Origin of the sequence: Nostoc sp. UHCC 0251 (genome assembly GCF_034932245.1) — a bacterium.
Taxonomy (GTDB): Bacteria; Cyanobacteriota; Cyanobacteriia; order Cyanobacteriales; family Nostocaceae; genus Nostoc.
This window is the reverse complement of sequence record NZ_JAYGHD010000021.1, coordinates 24636-43622: the sequence shown is the minus strand read 5'-3', so window position 1 is coordinate 43622 and position 18987 is coordinate 24636. Positions and strand designations below refer to the sequence as shown.

General features: G+C 43.2%; 12 protein-coding genes and 1 pseudogene. 4 read left to right on the top strand and 9 right to left on the bottom strand.

Annotation, left to right across the window (positions count from 1 at the left end; translation table 11 throughout):
• Positions 1-777 (top strand): mechanosensitive ion channel family protein (locus VB740_RS04770; protein ID WP_323198916.1); only part of this gene is annotated, 777 nt, incomplete at its 5' end.
• A 398-nt stretch (positions 778-1175) separates the two neighbouring features.
• Positions 1176-5012: an AAA-like domain-containing protein gene (locus VB740_RS04765; protein ID WP_323198915.1), complete on the top strand. Its 3837-nt coding sequence runs from the start codon at positions 1176-1178 to the stop codon at positions 5010-5012.
• Between the two features lie 260 nt (positions 5013-5272).
• On the opposite strand, the gene VB740_RS04760 is transcribed toward VB740_RS04765, so the two are convergent.
• From VB740_RS04760 to VB740_RS04740, 5 genes are all read right to left on the bottom strand, one after another.
• The gene (locus VB740_RS04760) at positions 5273-6886 is read right to left on the bottom strand and encodes an iron uptake porin (RefSeq protein ID WP_323198914.1); all 1614 of its coding nucleotides are present in this window, start codon (positions 6884-6886) and stop codon (positions 5273-5275) included.
• Between the two features lie 477 nt (positions 6887-7363).
• Positions 7364-8764, bottom strand: a complete 1401-nt coding sequence (locus VB740_RS04755) for a sugar porter family MFS transporter (protein ID WP_323198913.1) — start codon at positions 8762-8764, stop codon at positions 7364-7366.
• A 182-nt stretch (positions 8765-8946) separates the two neighbouring features.
• Positions 8947-9945 carry an ABC transporter permease subunit gene (locus tag VB740_RS04750; RefSeq protein WP_323198912.1) on the bottom strand — a complete coding sequence of 333 codons (999 nt, stop codon included), beginning with the start codon at positions 9943-9945 and terminating at the stop codon, positions 8947-8949.
• Positions 9942-11495: a sugar ABC transporter ATP-binding protein gene (locus VB740_RS04745; protein ID WP_323198911.1), complete on the bottom strand. Its 1554-nt coding sequence runs from the start codon at positions 11493-11495 to the stop codon at positions 9942-9944. The genes VB740_RS04750 and VB740_RS04745 overlap by 4 nt, the downstream gene beginning before the upstream one ends.
• A gap of 272 nt (positions 11496-11767) precedes the next feature.
• Complete coding sequence (locus tag VB740_RS04740; protein WP_323198910.1) at positions 11768-12775, bottom strand: ABC transporter substrate-binding protein; 1008 nt, start codon at positions 12773-12775, stop codon at positions 11768-11770.
• 1176 nt (positions 12776-13951) lie between these two features.
• Here VB740_RS04740 and VB740_RS04735 point away from each other — a divergent pair.
• Positions 13952-14608 (top strand): TetR/AcrR family transcriptional regulator, encoded by a 657-nt coding sequence (locus VB740_RS04735; RefSeq protein ID WP_323198909.1) that lies wholly within the window; start codon positions 13952-13954, stop codon positions 14606-14608.
• Between the two features lie 127 nt (positions 14609-14735).
• Positions 14736-14975: a hypothetical protein gene (locus VB740_RS04730; RefSeq protein ID WP_323198908.1), complete on the top strand. Its 240-nt coding sequence runs from the start codon at positions 14736-14738 to the stop codon at positions 14973-14975.
• A gap of 47 nt (positions 14976-15022) precedes the next feature.
• On the opposite strand, the pseudogene VB740_RS36735 reads toward VB740_RS04730, so the two are convergent.
• The 4 genes and pseudogenes from VB740_RS36735 to VB740_RS04710 all read right to left on the bottom strand — a co-directional run.
• Positions 15023-15211 (bottom strand): annotated as a pseudogene (locus VB740_RS36735) (hypothetical protein); the annotation flags it as partial.
• A gap of 33 nt (positions 15212-15244) precedes the next feature.
• Complete coding sequence (locus VB740_RS04720; RefSeq protein ID WP_323198906.1) at positions 15245-15598, bottom strand: DUF5615 family PIN-like protein; 354 nt, start codon at positions 15596-15598, stop codon at positions 15245-15247.
• Positions 15595-15927: a DUF433 domain-containing protein gene (locus VB740_RS04715; protein WP_323198905.1), complete on the bottom strand. Its 333-nt coding sequence runs from the start codon at positions 15925-15927 to the stop codon at positions 15595-15597. Before VB740_RS04715 ends, VB740_RS04720 begins: the two co-directional genes overlap by 4 nt.
• Positions 15928-16132: 205 nt before the next feature.
• Positions 16133-18883 (bottom strand): HDIG domain-containing metalloprotein, encoded by a 2751-nt coding sequence (locus tag VB740_RS04710; protein WP_323198904.1) that lies wholly within the window; start codon positions 18881-18883, stop codon positions 16133-16135.
• Positions 18884-18987: the final 104 nt, after the last annotated feature.

Here is an 18987-nt window from a genome sequence, read left to right as displayed (position 1 = left end):
AGAATTGTGCAGATTATTGGGGTTTATTTTATTAGCAATGTTTTGATTGAAGTCGTTTACTTTATCCTGGATGAATTCTACTTAAAAACTACAGATTTAAATGATTCACAGCAACAGAAACGGCTGACGCTAATTCCCTTAATACGGAGTTTTGCCAAATATTTTGTTTACTTTACTGGCGGAGTAACTATACTCAAGCTGATTGGCATTGATCCTGCGCCTATCTTAGCAGGTGCAGGAATTGTGGGTATAGCAGTTGGTCTTGGGGCGCAAAACCTGATTAATGATGTCGTTTGTGGATTTTTGATTTTGTTTGAAAACTATTACTTGGTTGGTGATTATGTCGAAGCCGGCAAAGTTGAAGAGAGAAATATTGAGGGAATTGTAGAGGCGATTGAACTACGAACTACTCACGTTCGCCATCCCGATGGTCAATTGCAAATTGTTCGTAATGGGGATATCGGCTCAATTATTAACTTCTCTAAGCAGTATATATATGCAAGGGTAGAAGTTAGCGTTTCTTATGACTCCAATTTAGATCATGTGTATAGAGTAGTTGAGAAGGTAGGACAGCAGTTAAAAGCAGATGAACAGGATGTTCTAGAACCTACCCGCGTAGCTGGACTAGAACACTTTGGTGAGAATAATCTATTGCTGCTGACGCTGACAAAAGTCAAGCCTGGAAAACATCTTCATATTCAGCGTGTTCTCCGCAAGATATTGAAGGATACTTTTAGTCAAGAAGAAATTGAAATTTGCGGTTTTTCTAAGAATTGATACTAGCTTTTTTCTGGTATTTTCATACAACGCAGTTGTTATCCTTCTTTCAAGAAAAAAGCGGAAGTTAAGAGGATTTGACTACTTCCATAGAATAAACTGAATTATTACACAAAGCTATGCTGTAATATTTACAATATTTACTTTCAATAATTTATCAAGAAAGGCAGAGGGCAGGAGGCAGAAGGGAATTCTGATTCTTGCACTCTGCCCATGACCGTAGGGAGCAAGGGTTTAAGACCCCCACCAAATTGAAAATTTGGTGGCCCCAGTTAAGTACGGTGTTGAATCCCCTTCTAAACTGAACCTTCTGCCCTCTGCTCTGTGCCTTCTGCCTTCTTCAACTACAAATTACTAATTATTATGTTAATGTTTCTATTTGATAATCACACTTAGATATGAGATATCAAGTAGGGGGGAGTCTTCGTAGTGACGACCCCACATACGTTACCCGTCAGGCAGATGAACAACTCTATGCCAGCTTGAAAGCTGGCAATTTCTGTTATGTCTTCAACTCTCGTCAGATGGGCAAGTCATCGTTACTACAACGCACAAGTTATCGCCTTAAGGAAGAAGGGCATAGCTGTGTTTACTTAGATATGACTCGCCTGGGTATTGAAGATACTACACCAGATCAATGGTACAAGGGCATTATTATCAGCTTATTCCATAGCTTAAAATTAGGGTCAAAAATTGACTTTCAGCGCTGGTGGGAAATGCAAGTAGGTATTTCTTCGGTGCAAAAACTACAGCTATTTGTTGAAGATATCTTATTACCAAATCTCAAAAGTGATTCTTTCCAAGACGGCAAAGCCAAACGCATTTTTATATTTATTGATGAGATTGATAGCTTGCTGAGTTTAAATTTCCCAATTAACGATTTTTTTGCTTGGATTCGTCAGTGCTATAACCTACGACCACATAACCCAAGCTTTGAACGCTTGGGATTTGCATTATTTGGTGTAGCTAGTCCCTCCGACTTGATTGCTGATAAACGCCGCACGCCCTTTAACCTTGGTAAAGCAATTGAGTTACAGGGCTTTAGACTGGATGAATCCACGCCTTTGCTTTTAGGATTAGAAGAAGTAATCAGTCAACCACAAGCAATATTACAAGAGGTTATTTATTGGACAGGCGGACAACCATTTCTGACACAAAAACTCTGTGACTTAATTACTGAAGTTGCCTTTGAAACTACTAGAGGAAAGATTACCCTACCTCCAGGTACAGAAGCATTGTGGGTAGAGCAATTAGTGCTTAAGCAGATTATTCAAAATTGGCAGTCACAAGACGAACCCGAACATTTGCGTACTATTCGCGATCGCCTCTTATTCGACGAACAACAGGCAGGACGGTTGTTGGGTATTTATCAACAGGTATTGCAAGCAGAAGAGGCTTTTGCTTTTGAGCTTTTGAGCAGAGGGGTAGGGGAGCAGAGTAGAAAACTCTCCTCCTCCCCTGCGCGTCTTCATTCTGTTCCAAGTGATGATAGTCGAGAACAGACACAGCTGTTGTTGTCCGGTTTAGTAGAGAGACACAACGGCTATCTCAAAATTAAAAATCCTATCTACCGAAATGTTTTTAATGCCCAATGGGTGTTAAGACAACTAGATAATCTCCGCCCCTACTCGCAAACATTCAACGCTTGGGTGGCATCGGGTTACAAAGATGAATCGCGTCTGTTGCGAGGACAAGCTTTAAAAGATAGTCAAAATTGGTCACAAGGCAAGAGCCTGAGCGATTTAGATTATCAATTTTTAGCCGCAAGTGTTGAATGCGATTGCAAAGAAGTACAAATGGCATTAGAAGCAGCACGGCTTCAAGAAGTAGAAGCAAGACTCATACAAGAGAAGAAAACGGCTTTCGAGATAGAAGCAAGACTAGCACAAGAGAAAAAAACAGCTTTATTGCAGAGATATCTACTAATTGCAGTAACTATTGGGTTGCTCGTTTCTAGTAATTTGGGAATAGGAACTTTCGTTTTGTATCATCAGACTCGCAAAAGTGAAACTCAAGCCAAAAACAGTGAAACTCGAGCGCTTGTATCTTCTTCTGTGGGATTGTTTGCCTCAAATCGCAGATTGGATGCACTTGTAGAAGCAATCAAAGCAAAAAAAAGACTGCAAAAATTAGGTAAATCAAATACAAATCTTGCACCTCAAGTGGAAAATGCACTGCAACAAGCAATTTATGGAGCAGATGAGTACAATCGTTTTTGGGGTCATACAGCAGCTGTTATGGCAGTAGATGTCAGCCCTGACAGTTCTTTAATTGCCTCAGCCAGTATAGATAAAACAATTAAGCTTTGGCGACGTGATGGTACAGCAATTGCAACTCTCAAAGGTCATCAGGGGGCAGTTAGAGCAGTTAAATTTAGTCCTGACGGTCGGATACTTGCCTCGGCGAGTGAGGATAGTACTATTAAACTTTGGCAGCGCGATCGCAAAGACGCATCGTGGCGCATTTCAAGAACATTTAAAGGTCACACAGCGTCAGTCTGGGGAGTAGCGTTTAGTCCCGATGGTCAAACTATTGCCTCTACTAGTTGGGACACAACTATGAGAGTCTGGAAGCGAGACGGCACTTTGGTAAGAACGTTTCAAGGTTATAAAGCTGGGTTTTTGGGAGTAGCGTTTAGTCCTGACGGCCAGACCATTGCAGCTGCCAATATAGACAGGACAGTAAAACTTTGGAGACAAAACAGTTCAGGTTGGCAGAATGCCAATACCCTACAACCTCTCCAAGGTCATACAGCTTGGGTTATGGGAATAGCTTTTAGTCCTGACAGCAAGACCATTGCTTCGGTGAGCGAAGATACAACTGTCAAACTTTGGCAGCGAGACAGCACAGATGGTAGTTATCGCCTTCATAAAACTCTCAAAGGTCATAGTGCGGGAGTTTCGGGAGTCGCGTTTAGTCCCGATGGTCAGACTATTGCCTCTGCTAGTCTCGACAAAACTATAAAACTTTGGGACATTGATGGCATAGAACGCAGAACGCTCAGAGGACATAGTGCATCTGTTTGGGGAGTTACTTTCAGTCCTGACGGTAGCTTTATAGCTTCGGCAGGTGCAGAAAACTTTGTGAGACTTTGGCAGAGTGAAAATCCATTCCAAAAGAATGCCATAGCTCATAAAGGCGGGATTTGGTCAATAGCGATCGCCTCCGACAGTTCCACCATCGCCACAGCCAGCCACGAAAATACTGTGAAATTTTGGAGTCCTCAAGGCAAATTACAGAAAACTTTGACTCAAAAAGGCTCAGTCTCCCAGGTTTCTTTCAGTGAGGATAACAAGTTAATTGCTCTTCCTAGTGAAGATGATACAGTACAACTCAAGCGGCGAGATGGTACGTTAATCGCTAGTTACAAAAACCCTCATGGCAAAATCACCGGAGCGTTATTAAGCCCTGATGGTCGAGCGATCGCCATATCTAATACTGACAATAATGTTCGGATATGGCGTGTAGGTCAACCTACTAGTTCGCCAAGTGAACTTGGCGGGGTAAAGGGTAAGGGGGAAGGGGGAAAGGTTTTAAATCCCTTACCCTTTACCCTTTACCCTTTCCCCAGACCTCACCTAGCATTTTTGGGTTGGCAGACTACTACGCTACAAATTCTCAAAGGGCATCAAGCCGAAATATGGGAAGTTGCATTTAGCCCTGACGGTCAACTGATTGCTTCTGCTAGTGCGGATGGTACTGTTAAACTATGGACACTAAAAGGTAAGTTACTCAGCACATTTGTCGGACATTCGGCGGTAGTATGGACAGTCACCTTTAGTCCTGACGGTAAGATGGTTGCTTCTGGAAGTGGCGATAATACCATTAAGCTGTGGACACTTGAAGGCAAGTTGCTGCAAACATTCATTGGTCACACAGCTGCAATTTGGGGGATAGCTTTTAGTCCCGACGGTAAAATACTAGCTTCTGGCAGTGGAGATGGAACCGTCAAGCTTTGGAAACTTGACGGTACAGAACTAACTACCCTGAAAGGCCATACCGCAGCGATTAGGCAAATTGCAATCAGCCGCGATGGAAGTGTTCTAGCTTCAGGGGGTGATGACAACACGCTCATTCTTTGGAACTTGCCGCAAATTCTCAAGCTAGATGCACTGACTTATGGTTGCAAGTTGGTGCAGGATTATCTGAAAACTAACACAGCAGTTGAGAAAGGCGAAACTCCTGCGGAGTCGCTGCGCGATCGCTCACTCTGCGATCGCTCTCAGAACTATTAGAAATAGAGATCGCTTCCTCATCTCCATGAATCGAATAGTAAAACACCATCAAAGCCACCATCTGATGGATATCTTAAAAAATGCAAGTTCCTTCTCCTCTCGGAGACGCTACGCGTAGCGTCTCGTAGAGAGGTGTGGGTTTTGTTTGTGTAGACGCCGTTTCTAACCGCCGATTTCGCGTTAACTCAGCGGCCAGGGAGAAAGGTGCAGAGGAGAGGAATTTTCCCCCCGCCCCGCACTCCCTCCCGATCCGTTTTCAGTTAAAAATCAAAGGTTGTACGAAGCACACCCACATACTGCGTATCATTTCTACTATCGTTTTCCGGGTTGAGAATCACCCAAAAACCAGGAGTAACTGAGATATTATCATTCAGGCGGTAGCGATAGAATGCTTCAATATGATAGGCGGTGTCTGCTTCTCGACGAACATCACTGTTAGAAACACGCGGTGGTATACCAAAGAGAATTCCCGGCAAGTTACCCCTACCCCCCACATCAGGAAACGACATCCCAATCGCCCCAAACCAGAGATTGGCATTGTCACCATTGTTTACAAATAGAGAATCTGTTCCACCCCTGCCATTGGAAATATCACTCAAACCAGAGTTCTCGGCATTTGCCCAAATATATCCACCCCAAGCGTGGATTTGGAAATTCGGGGAGAAGCGATAAAATCCCTGTGCGCCGACAATATCGTTGGAAGTAGCAATATTGTTGCCAAAAGGAGCGTTTGACAGAACGCTACCTGTCCCAGCTGCGAGGTCAACTACTCCACCGGGGCTATAGCCATGAGAATAGGCAACACCAATAGCTCCTTGATCACCATAATAGGCTAAGTGCGCCAGGGCATTGTAGCCGCCATCAAACAAGCCATTGCTCGCCGATGGCACATTGGGACTGCTTGCTAAATAACCCAAGGTGAGAACCAAGTCTTTGCTAATATTCCAGTTAGCGGCTGCACCGCCGCCACCTCGCCGGAATAAGGGACTATATGACCCAAAAAGTGAGGGAACCCCATTGCCGTCGTCAGCGATTGTGGGGGGAGTGACGGTGGTTGAAATATCGGTGTAACCAATGCCTGTGGGCCCAACAACGAAGTTAAGAGACTCACTGACTGGGAAGTAATAACGGACGTGGGGAATTATCAGTGTATTGTTGCTGTCATAATCGAAGTTCAGGCGTGTCATGCCTGTGCCTGTGGCTGCGGCAATTTGGCTTGTACCATTAGAATTCGCAAAGTTGCCAAACTCCAGCCGGACTCGTAACAAATCTTTCCCGGTGAAGCTGCTCTCAAAGTTGAGACGACCCCGATTTGCAAAGTAGATACGGGAATCATCATCTTCACCACCCACCCTATTACCAAAAGTATCACTAATGGCGGTGATAATTTGAGCATTCAGCCTAGTAGTAGTGGAAAACTGCTGCGCCTCCAGTGTTGCTGTACGTGCCTCCAGGGTATCGACTCGCCCGCGCAGAGTTGCTAGTTCTGCCGCAAAGTCTGACTGCAACTTTTGCATTACTGCCAAGTCTTGCTTATTAACTAAATCGCTAGTAGCTGTGGCAATTAACTCATTAATCCGATCCAAACAAGCATTTAAACCTGCGGCAAACTCATAGCGGGTTAAAGCACGGTTCCCGCGAAAGGTGGAATTAGGATAACCTGCAATACAGCCGTAGCGTTCGACTAACGATTGCAATGCACCAAATGCCCAATCGGTTGGTTGTACATCAGAAAACTGGGAAACTGAGGTGACTTGTCCTTGCAAACTTACATTAGCATCTGCTGCATTAGAATCATCTTCTGGAGGTACTGCCCAGACTGCTGGAATTGCTAAAAACAGGAAAAAAAAGCTATGAAAAATAATTTTAATCATTGTCTTATTACTTCTAAATGGTTTAATTGTGACTTTGTAACTAAAGAGATTAGACTCGAACCAAAGCTTCCAGGTTATGAGTTAATCAGCATTCAAGTTACATATTTTGAGTTTAGATTTGCTCATTGCTGCTTTTAATAGCAATAGGCAAATAGGCAAATAGGCAATAGGCAACAAATATTAAGCCATATTCACTTTCCGGCTCTATATACCAATTTGCTTTTAATTTTACGCGCGGCTTGTCGTAGTATAATATCAACTCAAAACAATCATTTACCTGCGATCGCTGCCTGGGCGGATGTCTGCAAAAATAGCATCAGGCATCCCAAATAAATGTAAAGTCTGGTCTATTTAAGTGCGGGCTATAGGACTAGTATTTGATTTCTAAAAAACTCGGTACAACTAGGAAGCCTTCTTTCCCCTTGCCTATTGCCTATTGCCTATGAATTACGCACAGCAGTACTAGATAAATGCCAATTACATGTCTTCTAACTCCATTCCTTTGGTTTCTTTAATAAAGAAGAGAATGAAAAACAATGAGGTAGCTGCTGCAATTGTATAGAGACCATAGGCAGAACCTAGACCGAAATATTGCAGTATGGGAGGAAATGTTGTGGAAATCAGGAAATTCGCAATCCATTGCATTGCAGCAGCAATTGAAAGTGCAGCGGCTCGAATTTTATTGTTAAACATTTCTCCCAACAGTACCCAAACCACTGGACCCCAGGAGAAACCGAAGCAAAATACATAGAGGTTGGCTACGATGAGAGCCAGAGTCCCGGCGCTTCCGGTGAGATTGGGGTTCCCAGCCGCATCTAGGGGAGCATTGCCGAAAATAGAAGCCATCGTCCCTAAAGTTAAGGTCATGCCAATCGACCCTAGTATGAGTAAGGGCTTGCGACCAAATTTATCTACGAAGGCGATCGCAATCAGTGTTGTAATAATGTTTACGGCTCCTGTAATCACCGTGATTGTTAGGGAACCTTGCTCTGAAAACCCGACTGCACGCCATAAAACGCTGCTGTAGTAGAAGATTACATTAATACCAACAAATTGCTGGAGTACAGATAAGCCTATTCCTATCCAAACAATGGGAAGGAGTCCACCATTTCTGCTTAAGAGGTCAGAAAATCTAGGCTGGCGTTCTCGAAGCACTGTCTGGCGAATTTCTTCGATTTTTGGCAGCACGTCACCCCCTAAAATCTTGGTCAGGACGTTAGCAGCTTCTGGTTCTCGTCCTTGAGCAACCAAGTATCGGGGAGATTCGGGAATCATTAAAGCTGACATTCCATAAAGTACAGCTGGAGGAATTTCTGTCCAAAACATCCAGCGCCAAGCGGCTATGCCAAACAAAAACGGCGACTCGGCTGAACCTGCTGATACAGCAATAAAGTAGTCGCATAGCAGTGCAATGAAAATCCCAACTACGATCGCTAATTGTTGCAGAGATCCTAATCTTCCTCGCAAATGGCTGGGAGAACACTCCGCAATGTAAGCTGGCGCGATTACACTAGCAGCACCAACTGCAATCCCACCCAATAGCCGCCAAAAGATAAAATCCCAGATTCCGAAGGCAATCCCGGAGCCAATGGCACTGATGGTAAACAAAATCGAAGCTGCTATCATTGCCTTGACTCGACCATAACGATCTGCGATTTTCCCTGCATAGAAGGCTCCTATGGCAGACCCCAACAATGCCAGTGACACGGCAAGTCCAGTTAGCACACTGTTGGCGTTAAAGGCTTTGGAAAGAGCGCCAACTGCGCCGTTGATTACGGCAGTGTCAAAACCGAACAGAAAACCGCCGAGGGCAGCAGCACCAGCAATCAAAATCACATAAAATGTGTTGGATTTACGACGAGTAGTAGTAGAGGTCATAGTTTATATATTGTTTATATATTGGGCATGGGGCATTGGGCATTGGGCATTGGGCATGGGGCATGGGGCATGGGGCATTGGCCATTGGTTATAGATTCTTCTTCCTCTGCTCCCTCTGCTTCCCCTGCCTCCCCTGCTCCCCCTGCTCCCCCTGCTCCCCTGCTCCCTGCTCCCCTGCCTCTTCACCGTCTGGAACGTCTGCGGAGTCGATCAATCATTACTGCCAAAATAATTACTAGTCCTTTGACGACTAGTTGCCAGAAGTAAGATAGGTTCAACAGAGTTAAACCATTGTTGAGAATAGCAATGATTAATGCACCTAGAAGGGTGCCGCCAATGGTACCAATACCGCCTGTGAAGCTTGTTCCACCAAGAATAACAGCAGCGATCGCATCTAGTTCGTAACCCTGACCTAATAAGCCACTAGCACTATAAAGACGGCTAGAACTCATGATTCCTGCTAAACCTGCCATTAATCCACTAATACCATAGACAAATAGCAACACCCGATTAACTTTAATTCCAGTTAATCGCGCAGCCCGCTCGTTACCACCAACGGCATATATCTGCACTCCTAAAACAGTTTGTCGCAGCACAAACCAGCTTACAATTACAGTCAGTAGCGCAATGATCACTATCCAGGGCAAAGGGCCGACATAACTATTACCTACCCAAGCAAAGTTGATATCCTGGTTAATCAGGGTTGTACCTTTAGCAAGTAAATAAGCTACACCCCGCAAGGCTGTCAGTGAACCCAGCGTCACAATAAAAGGTGGCACATCCAAAAAGGTGATAAGAGCGCCGTTGAGTAAGCCCAAAAACAATCCTGCCAGCAAAGCAGCAGGTACGGCCGCCCAACTTAAAGCCGGCAGTAATGATACCAGTAGTGCAAATACGGCAGAAACAGCCAATATTGAACCAACTGAAAGGTCAATACCTCCGGTGAGAATTACAAAGGTCATTCCCGTCGCCAGCACAATATTGATGGATGCCTGACGCAAGATATTAACGATGTTACTGCCTGTAAGGAAGTTGGGAGAAAGGAAGGCAAATAAGATGCAGATAATTACTAAAATTGGCAGAATACCCGCAACTTCCAGTAGAGTGCTAATTGATCTCTGGCTGCTGGATACGGGATGGGTGGCTGATTTCTTGGCAGGCGGTCTGACTGTTTGACTCATGATGCTGATACCTCCGATGCTCCAGTTGCATAGTGCATAATTTTTTCTTGGGTAATTTCTTTACCAAGACTGCCGTCCAGTTCGCCTACCAATTGACCTTCTCGCATCACTAAGACGCGATCGCTCATGCCGACAATTTCCGGTAGTTCGCTGGAAACCATTAAAACAGCTACACCTTGTGCTGCCAATTCGCTGATAATTCGGTAAATTTCGCTTTTGGCACCGATATCTACGCCGCGTGTTGGCTCATCTAGCATTAGGACTCTCGGCTTAATTGCCAACCAACGCGCTAGCAGGAGCTTCTGTTGATTCCCACCAGAAAGATCCAGCGCTCTAATTTCCAAATTAGCCAGGCGGATATTAAAGTTTTCCACCGCGTCTGCTGACAGCCGATTAACTGAACTCCAGTTAACAATTCCAGCTTTGGCTTCCTGCTTGAGTGTGTTGATGGCAATATTCTTACGGGAACTCATTTCCAGAAATAGGCCTTGATCTTTGCGGTCTTCCGGGACGTAGCCAATGCCCGCAGCAATAGCATCACTGGGGCTATTAATATGAAGTTTCATCCCATTCAGGAATACTTCACCACTTGCCTTCCGGTCAGCACCAAAAATCAATCGGGATACCTCTGTGCGTCCTGCACCAACCAGCCCTGCTAGACCAAGAATCTCTCCAGCGCGAATTTGAAAACTAGCTGGTGTAATTTTGCGCCCATCACTGATATTTTTGACTTCCAGCACCACCGCGCCATGATTGGTTTGCCGTTGATGTTCGTAGAAGTCTTGCATCGAACGGCCAACCATCATCTGCACCAATCGCTGTGCAGAAATTTCATCCCGTGTGAGACTGCCAATGTATTGACCATCCCGTAGTACGCTAATCCGGTCAGCTAAGGCATATATTTCTTCCATGCGGTGGCTGATGTAGATAATACCAATACCGTCGTTTCGTAGTCTGCGAATTACCTCAAATAAATGCTGAGTCTCGCGGTCAGACAGTGCTGCTGTTGGCTCATCCATCACCAAAACGCGGCTTTTATCTTTCAGCGCACGGGCAATTTCTACTTGCTGCTGTTCTGCGATCGATAAGGTACCAACTATAGTCTGCGCTGTAAAATTGGCTCCAAGACTTTCCAGCACTTGCTCTGCTTCAATTTGCATAGCTTTGCGGTCTAAAAACTGACCTCGCCGCAACTCGCTACCCATAAACATATTTTCGGTAACGGTTAAATTAGGTGCAACATTCAGTTCTTGATAAATGAGATTAATACCTGCCTTACGCGCTGTTGCCGGATCGGTAATTTTCAGGGGTTGACCATTGATGCGAATTTCTCCTTCATCAGCAATGTAAGCCCCAGCCAGGATCTTCATCAATGTGCTTTTGCCTGCTCCATTTTCACCCATGAGGGCGTGAACTTCTCCTGGATAAATCGTGAGATTAACATTTTGGAGTGCAGATACACCATGAAATCGTTTTGTAATCCCTCGCATTTCTAATACAGGGATAGTGGTTGGTGCATCAGGAAATGAAGTTTCAATACTTGCTGTCATGAACATCTCCTGTAAAAACAATTTAAAAATCACAATTGTGAGTCAGAAATCAATAAACTCACATCTGATGTTAAATTAAAATTTTCACAAAATCATCTTTTAAAAATTGACCACTATTTTGGAAAGTCCTGAACGTCCTTTTCTGACATTTAGAACTTTCCGCAGATGCATATATATACATCATGAGTATGTGCAAAAAGTCTGTCAATGTATCGGAAGACTCAACTCCGATTAGACATAATTTTTAATCGGAAATTCACAATTTTTATTATTTACCAGCCTTTTTCTGTGCTGACATTCTCTTTTGTGATCAACTTAACTGGAATCAAAATGGTAGATGATTTAAGTTTTTTACCATTTAAGATGTCGTTCCCAACCTGAACTGCTTTTTGAGCCATCCCTCGTGGATTTTGAGTAGCAGTCGCAGCATATAAACTATCTTTAGCTGCGATCGCAGTGATTGCATCTGGCGCACCATCAACCCCAACAATAAAGAAATCTTTACGTTGTGCTTGCTTTGCTGCTAGTTCTGCGCCAAGTCCACTCGGATCGTTGATGGCAAAAACAGCATCAATCTTCGGAAAGGTTGTGAGCAAATCACTCATCACTCTGAGTCCTCCATCCCTACTACCCTCTGCATTCTGATTTTTAGAGAGGATTTTGATATCGGGATATTTGGATAATACATTTTCGCAGCCACTAACTCGCTGAATCACCGAGTCCACTGGCGGCCCGTTAACTATTACTACATTGCCTTTACCTTTAAGGCGGTCAGCAATGTATTGACAACTAACTTCTCCAGCTTGGACATTATTGGTAGTGATGGTGGCATCCACGCCTCCCTCAGCACCTGTGTCTACGGCAACAATAATTGTACCTGCTTGTTTCGCTTTTTGAACTATTGGTCTAATTCCCGTTTTATCAGCAGCATTCAAAATAATAACGTCAGTATTCGCAGCAGTGAAATTTTCAATTTGATTGGCTTGTTGGTTCAGATCATAAGCACTAGAAGCTATAGTAACCTTGGTATCTTTTCCGCCAATTCTCTTCGCTTCTGCCTCAACTGCTTTTCCCATAACCACGAAGAAGGGGTTACTTAAATCGCCAACGGTGAAGGCAACCGATCGCAATTTTGCATCCCCAGTGGCAGTTTTACTCTCTGCACTAGTATTAGTAACAGGTTTTGTATCTATGTTAGCAGTGTTGTCATTTGGAGACCCATTTGTACAACCAACAATAGCTAATCCTAATATGCCAACTATGAGCGTAATTCTCTTCATATTCGTCTATTTTTAACAACGGATTTAACTTGAAAAAGACCAGTAGAGTATAAATTTACCAATGCATCACAATATTAGCTAGGTCTGTAAACTTCAGATAGACGCCTAGAAATACTGCTAGTTTTGGCAATTTAAACTCCTATCAAAGGTTTTATAATGTTGCCTGATTTGAGTTAGCGCTATTAATTGCCCTAAATTATATGGTTTGTTTTATAAAGCAAAACTATGAACGCTACACCCTTTCCAAAAATCACGTTTTTTTGTGAAATTACATTTGGAAGTTTATAAAATGAAAACAGCTTTTAACTAAAATTAGTAAAGCCTGATGTTACGTGATTTGGAAATTTGTATTTCCTTTTATTATTATTTTAGTTTAACCTGAATGTCTGCAAATATGATCCCCGTTTATCGAACTTTACAAAATCAAGAGAACTATTCTACCTCTATGTAATTTAAACTTTTCCACTAAAGCATTTGCGAAAATTAAGTCATTTTCAGCTTAGGTATAGTTTAAAAAACTTAATAAATTGAACTTAATTTTAATTGAGAAAAGTTAATCCCTTTGGAAAAAACATTTGTTTTTATATCTATCTCTTAGGGGTAGAAAGATATAGTCCATCACCATATATGAAAATCCTTTTGTTTTCTTTTCAGAGTTTACTCAAATATGCGTGTCAAGTATGCTTATTTGCTATATTAAGTTGCCAGAGATGTTTTTGTTATATCTCGATCAGAATAATTCTGTAGATATAGAGAGAAGAAACACCAAAAAAGTCATTCTCACTCCATTACCGCCGTTGTCAAGATGTGAAAGCAATACTTTTCGGTTAAGGGGGAAAGGGGAAAGGGAAAAGGTTTGAATTTACCTTTACCCCTTACCCTTTAACCTTTCCCCCAGACCAAAAAAGAGATTGTTGGGTTTATCCGAAAAGTATTGGGTGTCGCCTGTCCTACATCACTCTTTTGAATGCAAATTGGGATAATTTAAGTCTTGTCTGCAATGGACGAACTAATACAACCGCGCATTTGCTCGGCTAATTCTGGCTACTGCATTGCTGAATTATGCAAATAACTAACTAATTTTTTAGTTAGTATTAATTTAATAAATTTCATCTTCTATGTCAACTACTAACCAATTTTTTAGTTAATATATTTTCGTTATGATCATGGAGCAATGTGGGTCGTTCAACGCAGTCAAAATTCTCATCTAAAAAGCCGCGTCAGGTGCGCGATGCAGAAGCGACGAAAAAGCAGATTCTCGATGCAGCAGAAGCAGAGTTTGCCAGAAATGGACTTCAAGGGGCGCGAACAGAAGCGATCGCTAGAGGTGCAGGTGTTACCACAGCGATGATTTACTACTATTTCCAGAGCAAGGAAGGACTATATGAAGCTGTTCTGCAACGTCCGGCGGTGGAGATGCACGAAGGGTTTGAGCAGCTAAATTTGGATCAGTTCCCACCAGAGGAGGCGTTGAAGGTGCTTGTCAAAGGAGCGATCGCTTATGAAGCTGCTCACCCGCACAGAGGGATGCTTTGGTTTCAAGAAGCCAACCAAAATCAGGGAAAGTATTTCAAACAGGCAAATTGGCAAGAAAATTTTAGCTATCTCATCAAGATTTTAGAACGAGGGATGGCTGAGGGTTGTTTCCGTCAGATCGATCCATTTCTCACCACTCTGCATATTATTGGGGTTTGTAATTTATACTTCAACGCTTACGAAAATATCAAGCATACTAGACCCGATTTGCAATTACTGAGTCCAGAAATGATTGAGCAGCATACTCAAGCAGCAGTTAATTTTATTTTGGCTGGTGTGCGACGGACTGGGGATTAGAGATTGAATATCGGGAAACTGCGTAGGCGTAGCCCAACCTAGGCATCGCCTGCCAAAGCGTCATAATAAAAAACTAGAGGAAGTAACTGACTTTCTCTTTCTCTCCATTAAAAATAGGAGTAACAAGATGAACGCTCATAAAGTAGAAGCTGTTTTAAGTGAAGATGGAACTTTAATACTGCGGGGCTTACCTTTTCATGCAGGGGATGCTGTGGAGGTAATTATTCTCGAAGTTAAAACTCCCCAGCCTCAAGAAGCACCACCTAGCCAGTTACAAACCAATCTTTATCCAATGCGCGGGAAACTACTCCGTTATGATGATCCAACAGAACCCGTCGCTTTGTCAGATTGGGAATTTTTGCAATGATTATACTTGATACACATATCTGGGTTTGGTGGGTTGACGATAACGAGCAACTTAGGATAAGCAATCCGTTTGTGATGAAATTGCTGCCAAACATCTACAAATATCTGGGCAATTTTTGACATTTCTTCTCGTGTTAATCCTGAATCTACGAGTTGATTGTCTTGCCATTTGGAACGCAGAATATTATTCAGCATTGTTAAAGCTTGTTCAGTCGAAACATCTTTGAGCGATCGCATCGGAAACTGTAGTTTTGCCGCAAGACTTGTTATTTAGAATGGGATAGACATCATCTGATTGACCCATTCCTCAGCAGTAGAAGCTTCCCAAACGAGGATGAGTGCTTCAATTGCATCACTGACTGACAAATTCTGGGAAAGAATCAAAACTCCAGAACTAGTTTTTGACATTATGAATTCACCAAACTCAGCAGGCATAGTTCTACGATCATGGGTCACGAGGACTCTACCATCCTGTGCTGCGATCGCCAATACCTCTGAATCTTTCTTACCTTCGAGCAATGCTGTATAAGCTGATTGGAAATCAAGATTTGGTTGTCTACGTATTGTGCCAGTTACAATCGCTTGGCGTAGGTCGGCATCTGCTTGAAATCTAACTGTTATCATCCCTTGCTGTGCTTCTGCATTTGAGCAGCTTTTAACTTCTGATACAGAAGCGGATTTTTCTCTCTAAGGGACTGTTGCAATTTCTCAAACTCTTTTTCACCATCTTTTAAATACGCATCAATTAGCTCTCGGTTGGCAAGATAAAAGGTAATAGCACCATAAACCTCCTCCAGCGACAGTAATGGAAAGTTTTGGGTAATGCTTTCAGGAGACTCACCATTCAAAAAGGCATACACAACTGAATCGAGAGAGATACGAGTCCCTTCAATCCAATATCCTCCATCTCGTTGTTCGATATATGGCTTTGCTCTCTTCAGTGCTGCTGTCATAAAACCACACCTCAAAAAAACTTCTTAGGGACTTCCAAGAAATAAATTATCCAATCTTGTGGGGTGGGCATCTTGCCCGCCTTTGACTATGGGCTATCGTGTCGCCCACCCCACAATAAATAGTTGTATATTTTTTTATTTGGAAGTCCCTTAACAAGATTATCAATAAATATGCGACGCCGAATAGCTCGTCGTAGACATCGCATTACGAATTCCGCGCAGTGCTATTAGTCTTTAACTTAGGATAAGCAATCCGTTTGTGATGAAATTGCTGCCAAACATCCACAAATATCTGGGCAATTTTTGACATTTCTTCTCGTGTTAGTCCTGAATCTACGAGTTGATTGTCTTGCCATTTGGCACGCAGAATATTATTTAGCATTGCTAAAGCTTGTTCGGTGGAAACATCTTTAACCGATCGCTTTCCTTCTCCAGAGGGAGACGATCCGCGAAGGGAACGCTTACCCGAAGTTGAGGCTTCAAGCGATCGCAACGCCGCTTCGCAAGAGTCTGCTAACATGACAATTCCGGTTTCCCGTGATTGGGGAATTGGCCCATCGTAGCGAAAATCTGCATCATCTACTATTAAACTCGGATCTTCCTGAGCCATTTGCTGGGCTTGGTGATGGAAATAGGCAATCAACATCGTTCCTTGATGCTCTGGAATAAAAGCTTGAATCGCTGTCGGTAAAAGGTGTTTCCGCGCCATCACCAACCCTTCAGTTACGTGCTTTTTGATAATTGCTGCACTCTTCCAAGGGTCTTTAATTTCTGTATCATGTTTATTCGGCCCCCCCATTTGATTTTCAATAAAGCCAAGGGGGTCGTGCATTTTGCCAATATCGTGATATAATGTTCCAGCCCTGACTAGCTCAACATTGCATCCTAGTTCTTTGGCAGCAGCTTCCGCAAGGGTAGCCACAAGCAGCGTGTGCTGAAAAGTTCCAGGAGTTTCAGTAGCGAGTCGTTTTAATAAAGGGCGGTTAGGGTTCGCCAGTTCTGCTAGGCGAATTGGGGTGACTAAATCAAAAACTTTTTCTAGATAAGGACTCAAGCCCAAGGCTACAACACTCCAGGCTAAACCGGATAAAGCAAATAATCCGGCTTCTCGGAGGACGATATACCAGGTTGAACCAAATGCTTGACCAATTAAGATTTTAACAACCAGATAAATACTGCCCTGAGTTAAAGCGATCGCAACACCTAATAGTGCCAACTCTTCACGCGATCGCAATCGTTGCGCTATGTAACTACCTAATATTCCTCCCCCGGCACCAGCTAAAAGCGCAGCCTTGCTCATATCCAAGGTGATAGCTAATATCGGCAACAGCAGTCCGACAACTGTCAAGCCCAAAGTGGGGCCGTAGAAGCTTCCCAATAATAAACCAAGGGCGCTCCAGGTGGTATAAGACAATCCTAGCGTGATCACTCCTGGTACACTCAGAGTCAGCAGTAATACCAACAAGCGATCGCGTTCTCGCAATTCGCAATTGACATGTCGTTCTACCCAGACAAAAATGCCAATGGCGATCGCAATAACGCCTGCTAACTTCACTAACTCGTGCCATTTTACCTCCCGGCGAACCAGGTGATAATGCTCCAGCACCTCAAAGTTCCATGTATTAATCTGCTCTCCTTTTTTGACAATCACCTCACCACGCCGTACCTTCACCATCACGGGTGGTATCCCAGCAGCGGCCTTTTGAGCATTTTGTCTGGTTTGTTCTTCATCATTTTGCAGATTCGGCTTGAGTACAGCTAACAATAGCTTCTTCGCCAAAGGTTCAGCGGATTCTGGTACAAAGGTCTGCAATTGTAAACTCACCGCATCTTGTAAAATATTTTTTGGCAGTCCATGTGGGATGCCTTGGGTGAGAATCCTCTCTGCACTCTGATGGATTCCCATTTGTGTTGTTTCCCAGTCCGCATCTGACAAATCTAAAAGGAGAGATGTCTCATATACTGCTTCTGGGCTAACAGTCTCTAACTGTAAAAGTTTGGCAGTGGCTTGGGTGTATCTCTGACGTGTTTGGGAAATTTGGGTAATCAGTAAAGACAAGTTCTGATCAGAAGTTGTGACGCGGTAAGATTCTAGTTCTCCTAATGCTTGGGTGAAGTCAGTGTTTTGGGAAAAATCAACTGGCTCTGTCTTCTGTGGTTTTACCTGTGAACTCTGGGAATCAGATTTGGATGGTTGCCCTTCTTGATTGGGTGCAGGGATGGATGATGGACGAGATGAAGTGGCGGTTTGTCCTGTTTTTTTCTTCTGCTGATTTTTATTATTTTCTACAGTCAATAGCAGTGCTTGCCATTCCGATTCAGGGCAAGCGCGGAGGTAACGCTGGGTAGAGATGGACAAAATTACAGGATCAAAAAAAGGAAAAGCTCCAGCGACGGCACGAATTTCGTTGCCATCATCCAAAAGTTGTTGCAATTTTTGATTGATTTGTTCGTTCATTCCTGCATCAATCATCAGCACTTGTAAGGAGCCTTTACTGACGGCTTTGCGCTCGGCTTCTGTTTTTTTCTGATCTTCGATGCTATCTGTGTAAGGTGCTGTAATTGTCTGGGGCGCGGGATTTCCTACTTTAATTTGAGTCTGGTTATATAATTTATAACCAATAACGCCTGTAAGAGACACTAGAGCGATCGCTAAAATAACCAAGGAACGCTGTTCATGTAACCAATCTAAACAGACTGCATAAATACTACTCTTAGTTTTGAGCGATTTTGCCTTTGACTTGAGCGCTCTTTCTTGTTTTCGGCGATGCCTTTTATCGTTGGTTTTTAAGAAAAATAAGATTACATTATTAAAGATAGTCTTTAGAAGTTCCCTTCTATGAATTTTGCTTTTGGGACTTCTCATTACCTTTCCTTTACGGCGTAGTCCTTTGTACTGTCGCCGCCAGTGAGTCAATTGCTGGGTTAATAACTGCAAAAATTGCTCTATTTTCATTATTTCTGCCTGCAATTGCTGACTTTGATAGCTCAAAACAAGGCAATCATCAGGGAAGTTTGATCTGCGACTGCTGCAACTCAGGGTGGTGGACGCTAATTAAA